The 15,748-nt window shown below is 49.6% G+C and carries 10 protein-coding genes, 11 tRNA genes and 1 rRNA gene; 20 read left to right on the top strand and 2 right to left on the bottom strand.

Annotated elements, in window-relative coordinates; genetic code table 11:
* The 14 genes from AC6ESP_RS15150 to AC6ESP_RS15085 form a co-directional block, all read left to right on the top strand.
* Positions 1-209: ribosomal RNA gene (locus AC6ESP_RS15150) — 23S ribosomal RNA — on the top strand; the annotation flags it as partial.
* A 161-nt stretch (positions 210-370) separates the two neighbouring features.
* Positions 371-446, top strand: a tRNA-Asn gene (locus AC6ESP_RS15145).
* A gap of 3 nt (positions 447-449) precedes the next feature.
* Positions 450-525: transfer RNA gene (locus AC6ESP_RS15140), tRNA-Thr, on the top strand.
* 15 nt (positions 526-540) lie between these two features.
* Positions 541-615: transfer RNA gene (locus tag AC6ESP_RS15135), tRNA-Glu, on the top strand.
* Positions 616-644: 29 nt separating this feature from the next.
* A tRNA-Val gene (locus AC6ESP_RS15130) sits at positions 645-720 on the top strand.
* Positions 721-729: 9 nt separating this feature from the next.
* Positions 730-804: transfer RNA gene (locus AC6ESP_RS15125), tRNA-Gln, on the top strand.
* A gap of 9 nt (positions 805-813) precedes the next feature.
* Positions 814-889, top strand: a tRNA-Lys gene (locus tag AC6ESP_RS15120).
* Between the two features lie 24 nt (positions 890-913).
* A tRNA-Leu gene (locus AC6ESP_RS15115) sits at positions 914-994 on the top strand.
* 135 nt (positions 995-1,129) lie between these two features.
* Positions 1,130-1,867 (top strand): oxygen-insensitive NADPH nitroreductase, encoded by a 738-nt coding sequence (nfsA, locus tag AC6ESP_RS15110; protein ID WP_497097550.1) that lies wholly within the window; start codon positions 1,130-1,132, stop codon positions 1,865-1,867.
* A gap of 178 nt (positions 1,868-2,045) precedes the next feature.
* Entirely contained in the window at positions 2,046-2,891 is an 846-nt protein-coding gene (locus AC6ESP_RS15105; RefSeq protein WP_497097549.1) for an ABC transporter ATP-binding protein, read from the top strand.
* Positions 2,892-3,054: 163 nt separating this feature from the next.
* Positions 3,055-3,129: transfer RNA gene (locus AC6ESP_RS15100), tRNA-Gly, on the top strand.
* 5 nt (positions 3,130-3,134) lie between these two features.
* A tRNA-Arg gene (locus tag AC6ESP_RS15095) sits at positions 3,135-3,211 on the top strand.
* A gap of 27 nt (positions 3,212-3,238) precedes the next feature.
* Positions 3,239-3,315: transfer RNA gene (locus AC6ESP_RS15090), tRNA-Pro, on the top strand.
* Between the two features lie 7 nt (positions 3,316-3,322).
* Positions 3,323-3,396: transfer RNA gene (locus tag AC6ESP_RS15085), tRNA-Gly, on the top strand.
* Between the two features lie 164 nt (positions 3,397-3,560).
* Here AC6ESP_RS15085 and AC6ESP_RS15080 read toward each other — a convergent pair.
* Positions 3,561-4,496, bottom strand: a complete 936-nt coding sequence (locus AC6ESP_RS15080; RefSeq protein ID WP_497097548.1) for an AraC family transcriptional regulator — start codon at positions 4,494-4,496, stop codon at positions 3,561-3,563.
* Positions 4,497-4,663: 167 nt separating this feature from the next.
* On the opposite strand from AC6ESP_RS15080, the gene AC6ESP_RS15075 reads away from it, so the two are divergent.
* The 3 genes from AC6ESP_RS15075 to AC6ESP_RS15065 all read left to right on the top strand — a co-directional run bounded on the left by AC6ESP_RS15075 (position 4,664) and on the right by AC6ESP_RS15065 (position 8,793).
* The gene (locus AC6ESP_RS15075; RefSeq protein WP_497097547.1) at positions 4,664-5,512 is read left to right on the top strand and encodes a sugar phosphate isomerase/epimerase family protein; all 849 of its coding nucleotides are present in this window, start codon (positions 4,664-4,666) and stop codon (positions 5,510-5,512) included.
* Positions 5,512-6,534 carry a Gfo/Idh/MocA family protein gene (locus AC6ESP_RS15070; RefSeq protein ID WP_497097546.1) on the top strand — a complete coding sequence of 341 codons (1,023 nt, stop codon included), beginning with the start codon at positions 5,512-5,514 and terminating at the stop codon, positions 6,532-6,534. The genes AC6ESP_RS15075 and AC6ESP_RS15070 overlap by 1 nt, the downstream gene beginning before the upstream one ends.
* Positions 6,535-6,678: 144 nt before the next feature.
* On the top strand, positions 6,679-8,793 hold the full coding sequence (locus tag AC6ESP_RS15065; protein WP_497097545.1) for a transglycosylase domain-containing protein: 2,115 nt from the start codon (positions 6,679-6,681) through the stop codon (positions 8,791-8,793).
* Between the two features lie 85 nt (positions 8,794-8,878).
* On the opposite strand, the gene AC6ESP_RS15060 is transcribed toward AC6ESP_RS15065, so the two are convergent.
* Positions 8,879-10,210 carry an MFS transporter gene (locus AC6ESP_RS15060; protein WP_497097544.1) on the bottom strand — a complete coding sequence of 444 codons (1,332 nt, stop codon included), beginning with the start codon at positions 10,208-10,210 and terminating at the stop codon, positions 8,879-8,881.
* Positions 10,211-10,414: 204 nt separating this feature from the next.
* On the opposite strand from AC6ESP_RS15060, the gene ppc reads away from it, so the two are divergent.
* From ppc to AC6ESP_RS15045, 3 genes are all read left to right on the top strand, one after another.
* On the top strand, positions 10,415-13,210 hold the full coding sequence (gene ppc, locus AC6ESP_RS15055) for a phosphoenolpyruvate carboxylase (RefSeq protein WP_497097543.1): 2,796 nt from the start codon (positions 10,415-10,417) through the stop codon (positions 13,208-13,210).
* Positions 13,211-13,371: 161 nt separating this feature from the next.
* The gene (locus AC6ESP_RS15050) at positions 13,372-14,415 is read left to right on the top strand and encodes a hypothetical protein (protein WP_497097542.1); all 1,044 of its coding nucleotides are present in this window, start codon (positions 13,372-13,374) and stop codon (positions 14,413-14,415) included.
* Positions 14,416-14,536: 121 nt separating this feature from the next.
* The gene (locus tag AC6ESP_RS15045; protein ID WP_497097541.1) at positions 14,537-15,700 is read left to right on the top strand and encodes a S1C family serine protease; all 1,164 of its coding nucleotides are present in this window, start codon (positions 14,537-14,539) and stop codon (positions 15,698-15,700) included.
* Positions 15,701-15,748 lie beyond the last annotated feature (48 nt).

The following is a 15,748-nucleotide window of genomic DNA, read 5'->3' as shown; positions in this document are numbered from 1 at the left end:
CTGGTGTACCAGTTGTTCCGCCAGGAGCACCGCTGGGTAGCCAAGTACGGACGGGATAAGCGCTGAAAGCATCTAAGCGCGAAGCCCCCCTCAAGATGAGATTTCCCAATTAGTAAGACCCCTTGAAGACGACGAGGTTGATAGGTTCGGGGTGGAAGCGCAGCAATGCGTGCAGCTGACGAATACTAATCGGTCGAGGGCTTATCCTAAATAGTATCCCACAAAGTGAAGCTTTGGCTTCCGGAGTATACTCCTAATACTTTGCGGGAACACAAAATGCAGCTAAAGCATTCATTCTTTCATCTTTCGTATCCAGTTTTGAAGGTGTAACTTTCTGGTTATCAACCGTAGCGCCTTTACAACTGAATTTTCCCTGATAGCTCAGTTGGTAGAGCACTCGACTGTTAATCGAGTTGTCACAGGTTCGAGTCCTGTTCGGGGAGCCATTTGCTCTCATAGCTCAGTAGGTAGAGTGCATCCATGGTAAGGATGAGGTCACCGGTTCGATCCCGGTTGAGAGCTCCAGAGATACTCCAATATGGCCCGTTGGTCAAGCGGTTAAGACACCTCCCTTTCACGGAGGTAACAGGGGTTCGATTCCCCTACGGGTCACCATATTACCTTTTCTAAAAGAAGACGCATGCGGACGCTTAGCTCAGCTGGGAGAGCATCTGCCTTACAAGCAGAGGGTCGGCGGTTCGATCCCGTCAGCGTCCACCATTTAGACGTTGGGGATTAGCCAAGCGGTAAGGCAACGGACTTTGACTCCGTCATTCTCAGGTTCGATCCCTGAATCCCCAGCCATTCTAATATGAGTCATTAGCTCAGTTGGTAGAGCACCTGACTTTTAATCAGGGTGTCGTAGGTTCGAATCCTACATGACTCACCATTTTCTTAATTGCCTTTTTAACATGCGCGTGTGGCGGAATGGCAGACGCACCAGACTTAGGATCTGGCGTTTCACGACGTGGGGGTTCAAGTCCCTTCACGCGCATAATGTAGAAGCAGCAAGCCCTTGATTAAATTCAAGGGCTTGCTGCTTTTTTGTATATTTGCTTGTTGGACGTTTTTTAAGTATGGTATCCAATATAAGATGTTGATTGTATAGATTGGAAGGGAGATAGTCATAATGAACGAAACGATAGAATTGCTGTTGAATCATCGCTCCATACGCAAATTCAAGGAGGAGCCCGTTACTGAAGAGCAGTTGTCTTCAATTATCGACGCTGCACAGCACGCTTCGACCTCTAGCAATATGCAAGCGTTCAGTGTGATTGGCATAACAGACGAGGCGCTTCGACAACAGCTTGCTGCCCTTACAGGGAACCAAGCTTATGTCGAACAATGTCCTGTGTTTCTCGTCTGGTGCGCAGATCTGTACCGCTATGAACAGGCTGCTGCTCAGCATCATGAGGGGGACATTCCTAGCTCCACGGAGAACTTTATCGTGAGTACAGTCGATGCCGCTCTAGCTGCGCAGAATGCGGCAATAGCTGCAGAATCATTGGGACTGGGTATCGTCTATATCGGAGGCATACGCAATCAGCCTCAGCAAGTATCAGAGCTTCTCAAGCTTCCGAAGCATGTCTATCCGGTATTCGGCATGTGTATAGGCATTCCTGACCAAGAGCCGCTCCTTCGTCCACGTCTGCCTCGTAAAGGCGTTTATTTCGAGAATAGCTATGGAACGCAAGATCAGCTGGAATCCGCAGTCGCCGAGTATGACGAGATGGTGAGAGCCTATATGCTGGAGCGTTCGGATGGAAGAACGAATACGACCTGGTCGCAGGCTATGGCAGATAAGGCCAAGACCAATAGAGAGCATATGCGTGAGTTTCTCAAGGGGCAAGGTTTTGAATTGAAATAACAGTGTTCGAGTCAATGTCATTGGATATAATGGCATTGACTTTTTTTCTGAGAACAATTATCATTAATAGGTGAGAAAATGATAATCGTTATCATGTATGCGAATGAACTAAACCATAGATTTATTAATCTAAGAGCCGCCTGATGCATCAGGACTGGGAAGGAGCGTGCATGTCACAATGATACGTCTTACGACATCGAATTTGGACATTGCTTATGACGACCGACTTATCGTTCAGAATTTAAATATCGCTATACCACAGGGGAAAATTACAGCGCTAGTCGGTTCCAATGGATCGGGTAAATCAACGATTCTGAAGACGATGGCCCGCTTAATGAACCCTGCGAAGGGCAGCGTGCTGCTCGACGGGAAGTCTATTCATAAGCAGTCGACGAAGGAAGTGGCGAAGCAGCTCGCAATACTCCCGCAGAATCCTACCGCGCCAGACGGTCTAACAGTATCAGAGCTTGTCTCATACGGTCGTTTCCCATATCAGAAGGGCTTCGGCTCGATGAATAAGGATGATCGTGCAATTGTACAATGGGCAATCGAAGCGACTGGGATGAATGAATTCAGTGATCGTCCCGTTGATCAATTGTCAGGCGGTCAGAGACAGCGTGCCTGGATTGCAATGGCATTAGCGCAGGAAACCGATATTTTGTTCTTGGATGAGCCTACGACGTTCCTCGACATGGCGCATCAGCTTGAGGTTCTGCATTTGCTGCAGAAGCTTAATGAGAGCAATAACCGGACGATTGTAATGGTCGTTCACGATTTGAACCATGCCTCACGTTATGCGCATCACATGATTGCGATTAAGCAAGGTGTCGTTGTAGGGGAAGGGTCTCCAGCAGAGGTTATGACACCAGATATACTGCGGAAGGTATTTAATATCGAAGCAGATATCATTCCTGATCCGCGTACAGGGGTGCCGCTATGCCTTCCTTACGCACTTGCTGGTGAAGCAGCAGCTGATAAAGTAATGGCACCTCACATGCCGCACTTGGCAGCCGCAGGGGCATAGATGAAGCGATAGAATGACGGCCGTACATGTTTGTGCGGCTTTTTTATAGGTTTTTTTAAAAAATATTTTTTCTAGAAAACACTTGCTTTTTGTTTCTGTAGGTGATATATTATTACTTGTCGCCGCAACATTGAGATTGACGAAACGGCTGACAGAAAAGCTTGCGGAAGTGGCTCAGCGGTAGAGCATCGCCTTGCCAAGGCGAGGGTCGCGGGTTCGATTCCCGTCTTCCGCTCCATATACGTGCCCTTAGCTCAGCTGGATAGAGCGTTTGACTACGAATCAAAAGGCCAGGAGTTCGAATCTCTTAGGGCACGCCATTCTTTTCTAACAATAAAATGAAATGTCGGGATGTAGCTCAGCTTGGTAGAGCACCTGGTTTGGGACCAGGGGGTCGCATGTTCAAATCGTGTCATCCCGACCACTTACACGCGGGTGTAGTTCAATGGTAGAACTTTAGCCTTCCAAGCTAATAGCGTGGGTTCGATTCCCATCACCCGCTCCATAATTTATGAAGCGTAACTCTTTGCGAAAGCAAAGAGTTTTTTTGATTTCTATAGAGGTATACTAAGTTGCAGCGGTGAATGAATATCTAATTAGAATCAGGGGTGTACCGATTGGTCGAATGACCTTCGATACACCCCTTTGCATGATAAGCGGACAATCCTCTCAAGGAGCTTTATCTAACGAAAGGCCTGAGTGTGCGCTGACGGTACGAGCATAGTCGGAAGGAGACATCCCTGTTGATTTCTTGAAGTCTCGGGAGAAATAATGGATGCTTGCATAACCGAGAATATCAGAGATTTGCGTGTAGTTGTATTGATGCTCGCGGATGAGGGATTTGGCTTCCTCTATCTTCAGTAGCTTGAAATATTCCATGACGCCGGTTCCCTTTTGGGAATGGAATATTTCTTTGAGCCTGCTTTTGCCAAGATGAGTCTCCTGACATAGCTGATCGAGCGTTAGCTGCTCGGAGAGGTGTGCTCTCATATAGTCAGTGATCCGCTGAACAATGGCTTGCTCGACTCGCAAGGTCTGAATAGAGGATGGCTTTCTCTTATCTATATCCGCAACAGCAGCGGTCTCAGCTTCGAGCTGACGTATAAGCTGAATGAGCAGAATTTCGAGATAAGCTTTGGTCGCTTGCTCACTTGCGAACGGAGCAGACGAATTTCTCGTTAGCTCATGAACGGAAGGTACGTCGAACGGCGGCTCGAACGCTTGGAAGCCCTCCTGCATCAGGAGGGACAGCAGCTTCTGCTCCCGACTGCCAAGCGGCATGACGACATTCTCTAGTTCCTTCATGTAAGGTGAACCGCACTCGAAGGATATGACGATGAGGTTAGGCGGTTTATGCAGATCGCCCACGCGAACCGTGTGGAACTCACCCGGCTTATGGAATATAATCATCCCCTGCGCCAGCTCAACCGTTCGTTCATCCGCACGAACCTCAACCCCGCCTTTATCTACATATAGCAGCTCCCAGAAATCATGCTGTTCGCCTTCGAACGAGAAGCCCTTCGTATATTCGAAATAGTGAAATGAAATAAGTTTATCCACAGTAAGCAATTCCTTAAGGGTCAGCCGGACAAAATCATCCTTCATCGGTTCGGTCTTCCTTTCGCTGCGATAGGCTCTATCCTGTGCTCCTCTCATAGTAGCATAACTTGGGAAATCGTTGTGCAAATCGTCCGGCTTTTTTGCTAAATGCGAAGGTAAGCTCTACCTCTATAATTAGCTGTATGAAGCGGAATTGTAGGAGGCGTACAACAGTGAAAAAAGGAATCAATATTTGGTCGTTCCCGGAAGGCTTGAGCGTACAGGAAAGTATCACACTTGCGGCTGATGCAGGATTCGAAGGGATAGAGTTGTCTCTTGCCGTTGCCGGTCCACTTAGTCTGGAAAGTACAGAAGAGGAAATCCGCGGCATACGCCAATATGCGGAAGATGCAGGAATAGCCTTATCAAGTCTGGCAAGCGGACTCTATTGGGACTACCCGCTGACCAGCCAGAATACGGATATTCGCCAGAAGGCGCAGGATGTCATGAAGAAGCAGCTGGAAGCAGCGGCGATTCTAGGCGTAGACACGATATTGGTCGTACCAGGCGCTGTAGGTGTTGATTTCATCCCTGGTGCAGAAGTTGTGCCTTATGATATTGCCTATGACAATGCGCTGGAAGTCTTCAAGGCGATGTCTGCGGAGGCTGAAGCGGTGAAGGTCTCGATTGGCATCGAGAATGTATGGAATAAATTTCTGCTGTCTCCACTGGAGATGCGGGATTTCATTGATAAAATCGGTTCGGATTACGTGGGCTCCTACTTCGACGTAGGCAATACCCTCTATGCGGGCTACCCGGAGCATTGGATTCACATTTTGAATAAACGGATCAAAAAAGTGCATTTCAAGGATTATCGTCGTCAAGCAGGAGGCCTGCATGGGTTCGTGGATCTGCTGGCAGGTGATGTGAATTACCCTGAGGTTATACGTGCGCTTGAAGCGATTGGCTATGAGGACTATGTGACCGCAGAGATGATTCCTCCTTATACGTATCACACGAAACAGATCATTTATAATACATCGAATGCGATGGACGCTATTCTAGGAAGGACGGAGCGCTAATGCTGAAGATTGGACTAATTGGACTTGGTTTCATGGGCAGATCCCACTTGGAGAACTACATTCGTCTAGAGCAGGAAGGCATGCCGATTCGCGTGGCAGCGCTGTGCGATATGGACCCGGCTAAGCTTGAGGGTGGCTCTGCAGGCGGTAATATCGACACGGCCTCTGACAATGAGATCGACTTCAGTCGATTCAACAAATACAGCTCTATTCAAGAGATGCTGGCTAACGAAGAGCTGGATATCGTCGATATTACGCTCCCTACTTTTCTCCATAAGGAAATATCGATTCAATGCTTGAACCAAGGCGTGCACGTCTTATGTGAGAAACCAATGGCACTGAATACGGAAGAATGCAATGCGATGATCGAAGCAGCAGAAGCCAGTGGGAAGAAATTGATGATCGGACAATGCCTCCGTTTCTGGCCGGCTTATGTGTATCTGAAGGAATTAATAGACACGAACAAGTTCGGCAGTGTGCTATATAGTAATTTCTACCGCGGTGGAGCGACGCCTGCATGGGGTCCTTGGGTGCTGCAGAAGGAGAAGGGCGGGGGGGCGCTGCTCGATATGCACGTTCATGATACGGATATGATTAACTGGCTGTTCGGCAAGCCGGAAGCCGTGTCTTGTACGGGGCTTAACGTCATTCCAGGCAGCGGCTATGACATTGTCTCGACGAATTACCGTTATGAGGATGGGAAAATCGTCAACGCTCATGTCGACTGGATGCTTCAGGGCGATCATGGCTTCGAAATGGGCTTCAAGGTTAATTTTGCAGAAGGCAACGTTCAGTTCCGCGGCGATACGGTTACCGTCAATCCGAACAATGGAGCGGGCTTTAGTCCGGAGCTGTCAGCAGATCATGGCTATTATTATCAACTGAAATATTTCGTGCAAGCCGTGCTGGATGATTCAGCGATTACGGTCGCAACCCCGGAGAGCACCAGTGGCAGCATTCAGATTTATGAAGCAGAGCTGGAGTCAGCGGATAGCCGAGGGGCATGGGTGATGGTTAAATAAAGCGATAATACGGATAGAATGGAGAAGGCTGTTCCTTATTGAGGAGCAGTCTTCTTTTTATTTGGAATAAAATATAGTGTGAACGCACTTAAACCGGGATGCGGCTGCGAAAGGTATGGTTTAGTCACGCTTGGGGGAATGGTTATGAATAAAACAAAAAGAAAACGCAGAAAAGGCTATCCCATAAAGCTATTGCTGCTTGCATCTGGGATCATGCTGGCTGTCGTACTGCTTGGCGGCTGGGGAGCGTTCCGAATACTGGTGAATGCACAGGACGTTAAGCTGCTTGATGAGGCGCTTCCTGCGCCCACGATTATATATGACCGGGATGGCGAAGTGGCTACCCGTATTTCATTCAATCAAATTGAGGAAATCAGCTATGCGGAAATTCCCCAGTCCGTCATTGATGCTGTAATAGCGATCGAGGATCGGCGTTACTGGGAGCATGCCGGCTTCGATGCTCGGGCGACAGGCAGAGCACTGGCTGCTAACCTGGGAGCGGGCGGGAAAGTGCAGGGTGGCAGTACGATTACTCAGCAGCTTGCCAAGAACGTCTTTTTGACGCACGAGAAGACATGGTCACGCAAATGGGAGGAGCTGCTGCTGGCCAGAAAGATCGAGGAAAGCTACAGCAAGCAGGAAATTATGGGTATGTATTTAAATCGGATTTATTATGGCGAAGGGGCATGGGGAATTAAGCGTGCCGCTTATATTTATTATGGCAAGGAGGCGTCAGAGCTGACGGTAGCAGAGTCTGCCCTGCTGGCTGGGCTTGTGAAAGCCCCCTCCGCGCTTACGCCTTATGAGCATCTGGAGAAAGCGCAGTCGAGGCGCGATGTTGTGCTTGGCCTCATGAAGGAGCAGAAGCTCATTACGGATGAAGTGTATGCGCAGGCGATTGAGGAGCCGGTTCTGCTGCTTGATGCTAAGCCCAGCCGTGTTGGAGATATTCAGTACCCCTATTACGTGGATGAGCTCATTCGTGAAGCGATGAGGGAGTATGGGCTATCGGACAAAGAAGTGCTGGAAGGCGGCTTGCAGATCTACACCGAGCTGGACCCACATATGCAGCAGACGGCTGAGCAGGTATACGCCAATGCTGAGCTGTTCCCTCCATCCACCGCAGATCAGCTGCTGCAGAGCGGTTCAGTGCTCGTTGATCCAAGTGACGGTGGCGTCCGCGCGCTTGTCGGCGGACGAGGCGAGCAGCCGTTCCGCGGGTTTAATCGGGCTACGCAGCTGGAGCGCCAGCCTGGCTCTGCGATGAAGCCGTTAGCCGTGTATATTCCGGCGCTGGAGCAAGGCTATCGACCGAAGGACGTCCTGCTCGACGAGCCAATCAACATCGATGGATACTCGCCTGGTAACGCAGATAACCAATTCCACGGGGAGGTGACGCTGTATGATGCGCTTGCGCATTCCTATAACGTACCAGCCGTTAAGCTTCTTCATGAAATCGGGGTGGAGACGGGCTTCGCATCAGCGGAGCGCTTCGGTATTCCACTCGTTGCTGGCGACAAGACGCTTTCCTTGGCGCTTGGCGGCTTGGAGCATGGCGTATCGCCGTTAGAGCTGGCCGCTGCATACAGCACTTTGGCGAATAACGGTGTCCAGCAGAAGGCCCATACGATTCGACGTATCGAATCAGCGCAAGGCGAGCTGCTGGCAGAGTACGCCGGAGGTGAGGGGAGCCAAGTCCTTGAGCAGGCTATTGCCCAGACGATGAACGCCATGCTGCAAGGTGTAGTCACGGAAGGGACAGGTGAAGCTGCTGCGCTTAGCGGCCGGGCAATGGCTGCCAAGTCTGGTACAACGCAGATGCCAGGCACGTCAGGCGGAGCCAAGGACAACTGGTTCGTCGGCTATACCCCGCAGCTTGTTGGAGCGGTCTGGCTCGGCTATGATCAGAGCGACCAGAGCCATTATCTACAGACAAGCTCCAAGGCGGCGGGAATTGTGCTGAAGGCGATAATGGACGAAGCGCTTAAGAATGAGCCCGTCCTACAGTTCCAGGCAGAACTTAGTCTGCTGAACGCAGCTCCTGCTATAACCGGCGGGATCAAGAATGATACTGATACAGGCGATAAAGGTAATGCTGGCAAACGAGACGAGGACAAGAACGACAAGAAGGACAAGAAAGATAAAGAGAGGAAACAGGAGGAGGAGGAAAGAGAGAAGCGGGAGAAGCAAGACCGAAAAGAAAAGAAGAATGATGAAACGAATGACGAAAGGCGCAGGCATGGGAAGGATGATGATTGAAGTAGGGGCTTTCTCAGGATGTAGAAGCTGCTGGGAAGGCTCTAATCCACAAATGGAGCCCCAACTTCGACAAAATTTGTACGCGTTAGGCGTCTATAGTAGAGGCAGCTGAAGATGGTCCAGCTGTATGAATAGGATCATGTTCCCGGTCGCGATTCATTATGCTGCTTCTGAACACGAGCAGAAGAGCGCCGATTATCATCATGATACTTCCAGATAAGACGAAGGTCGGAGCGGGTCCGAAAGCCGTCACCAGTAGTCCTCCGCATAATGGACCGATAACGGAAGCAGCGGAGGTTACACTCGTTACGGTACCGAATACCCGGCCGGTCAAGCGCTCTGGGGTTCGCTGCTGAAGCATGATCTGGAATGGAATGAACGTTGTCCCTGCTCCGAGACCCGCAAGGAAGAATGCACTTATAATAAGAGCCTGGCCTGTAGAGCCGAAGGGACCGTAGAGCGTCAATGCACCCGCTCCCGCGAACACGAAGCCAAGCATCGCACCACCAGCTCCCATCTTGGAAAGCGTAGATAAACGCTTCAGCCATTTCAGGAGAATGGCTGCTGCCAATGTCCCGATGCCGCTAAGCCCAATACACCAGCCTAACAGGGATTCGTCCATATTAGGCAGATCCCGGAACAGGACAACAAGCTGGGAATCTGCGATCTGCAGGACGAGCAGCACCATGGCTAGCGTAAGAAGCCCATATGCGATAGCTGGGATCGTTGAAATAATGCGCATACCTGCCGACAGCTCAGACCAGAAGGAAGGTTTGGGATCATTGGCGGAGGGTGCTGCCTCTCGTTCGACAGCTTCACGTGTCATCTTCCCTGGGACTTGGAGCAGGATGAGACCTGAGACAAGGAAGGAAGCAGCATCAATAATGAAGCAAGCGGCGATGCCGAAGGCAGCAGTAAGTACACCGCCTAGGGCGGGGCCGATGATTTTGCTGGTCTGCTCAATCATGGCACTATAGGATACAGCTTGTTCCAGCTGCTCAGGAGGCACAATCTCCTTCAGCTTGCCGTTCTTGGCAGGCGAGAAGAGCACGTCGAACAGGCTTTTTGCGATGAGCAGGACATACACCTGCCAGATCTGCCCCACGAATACTAGTCCAAGCACAATGACAACTCGGGAAATGTCGGAGAGCAGCATGAGCCGCTTGCGCTCGAATCTATCTGCTAGCATGCCTGCGAACGGTCCACCGATCAGCATCGGGAGAACCATACATAAGGTGGCGCCCGTTATTTCGAGAGGAGTGGCGTTCCATTTCATTCCAATGAGGGTGAGCAGCGCTAGCAGGTGAAGCCAGTCTCCCAGATTCGAAATAAGCTGTGAAGCCATAAGCGCCATATAGGGTTTGTTATGGATAAGTGCGCGGTGCTCCAGCATTTGCGCTTGTTCAGTTCGTTTCATTTCACATGCAGCTCCTTCGTATTTTCTACTCCTTGTAATTAGGATAAGGCTTCCAATTCATGCCTTCATCGGGCTGCAGACGGAGCATGAAAGGGCTTGGAGAATGATTTTGAAGAGGAACAGGGCTTCAACCCTGCGACATTTTGTAGTATGATGGGAGAAGTTGAAAAAACGTCAAATATGATGCTGTACAGGGGGATTAGTATGTCGGATCAAGCTACATCGACTTTATCGGCACATCGTCCGCAGGCCAATAACCTGCTGCGTAGGGATGTACGTTTCCTTGGTAATATACTTGGAGAAGTACTTGTACATCAAGGTGGGCGCGAATTATTAGACATAGTCGAGCAAATTCGGGAAACAAGTAAGTCGCTTCGTGCGGAGTTCGTTCCAGAGCTATTCGAGCAGTTCAAGACTACCATTGCATCCTTAAGTCCTGAGATTCGTCATCAAGTTATTCGTGCATTTGCTATTTATTTTCAACTGGTCAATATTGCTGAGCAGAACCATCGTATTCGCCGCAAACGTGATTATGAGCGTTCGACTGGCGAGGGCGTGCAGCGCGGCTCGATCGAGAGTGCTATTCTCGACTTGAAAGAGCGTAATATTTCAGTTGAAGATGTACAGCAAATTTTAAGCGGCATCTCACTCGAGCTTGTCATGACTGCACATCCAACAGAAGCAACCCGTCGGGCTGTTCTGGATATTCACAAACGGATTGCCGAAGATGTCATGGAGCTGGACAATCCGACACTTACTTATCGGGAGCGGGAGAAGCTTCAGGACAAGCTGCAGAATGAAGTTCTTGTACTGTGGCAAACCGATGAGCTGCGTGACCGTAAACCTACCGTTATTGATGAAGTACGTAATGGCTTGTATTTCTTCGACGAGACATTATTCGAAGTGCTTCCTGAGGTATATGAAGAACTGGAGTGCAATCTGGCTAAATATTATCCAGAGGAGAAGTGGCATGCGCCAAACTACTTGCGTTTCGGCTCATGGATCGGCGGCGACCGCGATGGCAACCCATCGGTAACAGCCAAGATTACATGGGAGACATTGACCCTTAATCGCCAACTGGCAATTAAGAAATATGAAGAAAAATTGAACGAGCTGATGGAGCAGCTAAGCTTCAGCACGAACATTGTTGAAGTAACAGAAGAGCTCATCGCCTCCATTCGTCAAGATCGTGAGCAAGTCGAGCTGAAATGCATCGATCTATGGCGCAATACCAAAGAGCCTTATCGTATTAAGATCGGCTTCATGCTGGAGAAGCTTGCGAATACGCGTGATGAAGCTCCAATGCGCTACAACAATCCGGCTGAGCTGCTGAATGATCTGAGAATAATTGATCGTAGTCTGCGTCATCATTACGCGGATACGGTCGCAGATACGCAGATCGCTAAGCTCGTTCGTCAGGTAGAGCTGTTCGGCTTCCACCTGCTGGCGCTAGATATCCGTCAACACAGTCAAGAGCATCAGAATGCGATGACCGAAATTTTGTCCAAAATGAACATCGTCGCAGATTACGGCTCCTTGTCTGAGGATGACAAGATTGATCTGCTGCATCGTTTGCTGAACGATCCACGGCCATTGACTTCGAGCCATTTGTCCTATACAGAATCGACTCGTGAATGTCTGGATGTATACCAAACGGTATATCATGCACAGCAGCAGTTCGGACCTCATTGCATATCAAGCTACCTGATCAGTATGGCAGAAGGCGCAAGCGATATGCTGGAGGTTATGGTATTCGCTAAGGAAGTCGGCTTGTTCCGCAAGGAAGCGGATGGCACGGTAACATGCACGCTGCAATCGGTTCCGCTGTTCGAGACGATCGATGATCTGCATGCTGCACCAGGTGTAATGAAGCAGCTGTTCGAGCTTCCGATCTACCGCCTGGCGGTGGAAGCAAGAGGTAATCTGCATGAAATTATGCTGGGCTACTCCGACAGTAACAAAGACGGCGGAGCAGTAACAGCGAACTGGGAGCTGCGCGTTGCTCTTAATGAGATTACAGCTGCAGCTAATGAATATGGCGTGAAGCTGAAGTTCTTCCATGGCCGTGGTGGTGCACTGGGCCGTGGCGGCATGCCGCTCAACCGCAGTATTCTGGCACAGCCTCCACATACCGTTGGCGGCGGCATTAAGATTACAGAGCAAGGCGAGGTATTGTCCTCCCGCTATTCGATGCAAGGTATTGCATACCGCAGCTTGGAGCAGGCGACATGGGCGCTAATTACGGCGGCTCGTCTGGCGAAATATCCACAGCAGCAGGATCAAGCTGTTGAAGCTGAATGGGAAGAGATTGCACGCTCGATCTCCGAGACTGCGCTTCACAAATATCAGGATCTTATATTCCGTGATCCAGATTTCTTGACTTACTTCAAGGAGTCGACACCGCTGGCTGAGGTTGGTGAGCTGAATATCGGTTCACGTCCATCGAAACGGAAGAACAGCGATCGCTTTGAAGATTTGCGTGCGATTCCTTGGGTATTCGCTTGGACGCAAAGCCGCTACTTGCTTCCAGCTTGGTATGCGGCAGGTACTGCACTTAAAGGATACGTGGGAGAAGACGAGGGTCGTCTGAATACGCTCAAGACGATGTATGAGCAATTCCCGTTCTTCCGTTCGCTTATCGACAATCTACAGATGGCGCTTGCCAAAGCAGACTTGCTCATAGCGAAGGAGTATGCGGATATGATCTCGGATAAGACGATCCGCGATCGTATATTTGGACAGATTGAATCCGAGTATAACCTTACTTCCGAGATGATCTTGGCTATTACAGGCCAAGTCGAAATTCTGGATAACGTTCCTGTTATTCAAGAATCGATTCGACTGCGTAATCCGTACGTTGATCCGCTCAGCTACATGCAAGTACAGCTGCTGACGGAGATCAGAGCTCTGCGTGAGCAGGATGGGGACGATGCTGATCTGCTTCGTGAAGTGCTTCTTACCATCAACGGAATTGCTGCTGGCCTGAGAAACACGGGCTAATCCGATATAAGCTATATCATGACAGGCAAGGCGAGTAATCGCTTTGCCTGTTTTTTATATTAATTGTTAATGAATATCTATATTTGGATCTATTTAGTAGAAAGGCGGAGCTTTATACTGAAAGTAGAGATGAGTATGAAATCTGTTGGAGGTGATGCTGATTGACGAAGAATAAGATGTTCGCTTCAATGTTTGCCGCTCTAGTACTATGTATCCTGCTTGTAGACAGTGTTGTCGTACGAACTGTTCACCATAATGATTGGCTTGTGTATGCCCTGTTATTCGATTTCATGATTGTTGTTCCGCTCTTGTATTGGGCACTAGTAGTACGGCGCTCGAGCAGGAAAATCACGGCGATTCTGCCCCTGCCACTGTTAGGTGCCCTTGCCGCGTGGGTCGTTCTCCCATCGGGACAGAGAGGAATGATCTGGCATAGCATATGGCCGATTGAGCTGCTAATTTTCCTCGCTGAGGGTGCTTTTATCCTCTATGAGGTTAGGCTGCTCCTCCGACTCATTCGGCGCTTCAAAGAGCTGAAGTCGAATACGGCCTATCCAGGGGAAGCGCTAAGGGAAGCGACGTTCAATGTGCTTGGACCAAGCAAGCTGGCTTCCGTTATTGCTCATGATGCAAGTATGATCTATTATTTGTTTTTCTCATGGAAAGATAGAAGGAAGCGGGAAGGTCTCCAGCATGAAGAGAAACATTCGTATAGCTACCACCGGGAAACGAATCAAATATTACTGGCCGCATTTGCTACCAAAATCATTCTCATTGAATCGGTTGTTGTTCATCTGCTTCTGATGCAATGGTCGCATATAGCTGCTTGGATCGTATCGCTTACAGAGCTGTGGCTGCTTGCTTGGCTATGGGCGGATTGTCGTGCAGCTGTACTTCGGCCCATACGCCTGGAGGGTGGAAAGCTTCGGCTGCGCTATGGTCTGCGTATTCAGGCGGATATCCCGCTCACTTCGATAGCTGAGGTAAGTTGTTCCGAGGGCTATCAGGTAAGCAGGCAAGAGTGGAAAGAGGCCATAGGCTCGACAGTAGGCAAGCCCAACGTGAAAATCAAGCTTGCTCGCCCTATGCGTGTAGAAGGTATGCTGTTCCTGCCGCACAGCGTACGTACGATTTATCTATCCGTTGACAACCCGCAGCAGTTCGTGAAGGATGTGAATCAGGCGGGCTTACAAGAAACCGATTAATGTTTTATGTTCCTTTTAAATCCTCTTAAGTTTGCTTTAAGGTACATCCGTCATGATGTATTCATAGGAAGCAAACAACACGATCTAGCAAAATAAGCGACAATCGAAGGAGGATATAAGGATGAATGAGAACAACAAATATAACAACGGATATGAGCACACAGGTTTCGGACAGGATAACGAAGGCCAATCTGGTGGTTCCAATACTCAAGCAAGACAAGTAACAACCTATACTTACGGGCCGGCGAGATCGGCATCTGATATGACTTCCACTTATGAGAATCAGCTAGAGCAATTGAGAGCCCCGAATGGCGGCGGGTCTGAGGGGTTCGGATCAGGCGGCAAGCCTCCCAAAGACAAGCAGACTTCAGCTAAAGCGATATTCGCAGCATTCCTGGCAGGGGCTGTCGTCATTGGCGGGTTCATGTATACGGCAGATCGCAGCAATCTGTTCACCGGCGGGAATCAATCGTCTGTAACAAGCAATGCGATCGTGAGCAATACCGCAGGCGGGGACTCGGGTCTTCAGACGGCATCGGTGTCCGTTGAATCCGACATCGCAGATATTTATGCAGCAGCCTCACCGGCGGTCGTAAAGATCGAGAATTATACAGAGCCAGCGCGTTCGGTTAGCCGAGGCTCGGATTACTGGCAGTATTTCAGCCAGCAGTTCCCGCAGGATCAGGGCAGCAGCCAGCAGCAAGAGCAGCCGCAGGCTCAGGAGGAGACAGACAGCTCTAATCTGGAGCTAAGCGGCTCGGGTACTGGATTTATTTTCAAATCATCGGGCTATATCCTGACGAATGAGCATGTGATTGCGGACGCTAAGCAAGTGAAGGTAACCGTTGAAGGCTATGACGAGCCATTCATTGCTACTGTAGTGGGAGCTAGTGAGGACAAGGACTTGGCGGTATTGAAGATAGAAGGTACAGAAGATTTCCCAACTCTTGAGCTGGGTGACTCGGACAACACGGAAATTGGAGAGTGGGTCATCGCTATCGGTAACCCTTATGGCTTCGACCATACGATGACTGTCGGCGTACTTAGCGCCAAAGAGCGTCCAATTACGATATCGGATGAGACTGGCGATCACCTATACGAGCATTTGCTACAGACGGATGCTTCCATTAACCCGGGCAACTCGGGCGGTCCACTGCTCAATGCCAGCGGTCAGGTTATCGGTATTAATACAGCAGTCAATTCAGAAGCACAAGGCATCGGCTTCGCTATTCCAACAAGCACGATTACAGAGACGGTAGCTACATTAATGAGTAACTCGCTATAATTCACTTCATAACGGTAGATTGTCAAATTAGAAGAGCAGGGGTGCTAG

Source organism: Paenibacillus xinjiangensis (genome assembly GCF_059686975.1).
The sequence above is the reverse complement of the archived record's forward strand: the minus strand, read 5'-3'. Positions and strand labels throughout refer to the sequence as shown.

Bases quoted from the DNA above. Each gene is read 5' to 3' on its own strand.
- nfsA (WP_497097550.1), top strand. From the start codon at position 1,130: ATGAACGAAACGATAGAATTGCTGTTGAATCATCGCTCCATACGCAAA.
- AC6ESP_RS15105 (WP_497097549.1), top strand. From the start codon at position 2,046: ATGATACGTCTTACGACATCGAATTTGGACATTGCTTATGACGACCGA.
- AC6ESP_RS15080 (WP_497097548.1), bottom strand. From the start codon at position 4,496: ATGAAGGATGATTTTGTCCGGCTGACCCTTAAGGAATTGCTTACTGTG.
- AC6ESP_RS15070 (WP_497097546.1), top strand. From the start codon at position 5,512: ATGCTGAAGATTGGACTAATTGGACTTGGTTTCATGGGCAGATCCCAC.
- AC6ESP_RS15065 (WP_497097545.1), top strand. From the start codon at position 6,679: ATGAATAAAACAAAAAGAAAACGCAGAAAAGGCTATCCCATAAAGCTA.
- AC6ESP_RS15060 (WP_497097544.1), bottom strand. From the start codon at position 10,210: ATGAAACGAACTGAACAAGCGCAAATGCTGGAGCACCGCGCACTTATC.
- ppc (WP_497097543.1), top strand. From the start codon at position 10,415: ATGTCGGATCAAGCTACATCGACTTTATCGGCACATCGTCCGCAGGCC.
- AC6ESP_RS15045 (WP_497097541.1), top strand. From the start codon at position 14,537: ATGAATGAGAACAACAAATATAACAACGGATATGAGCACACAGGTTTC.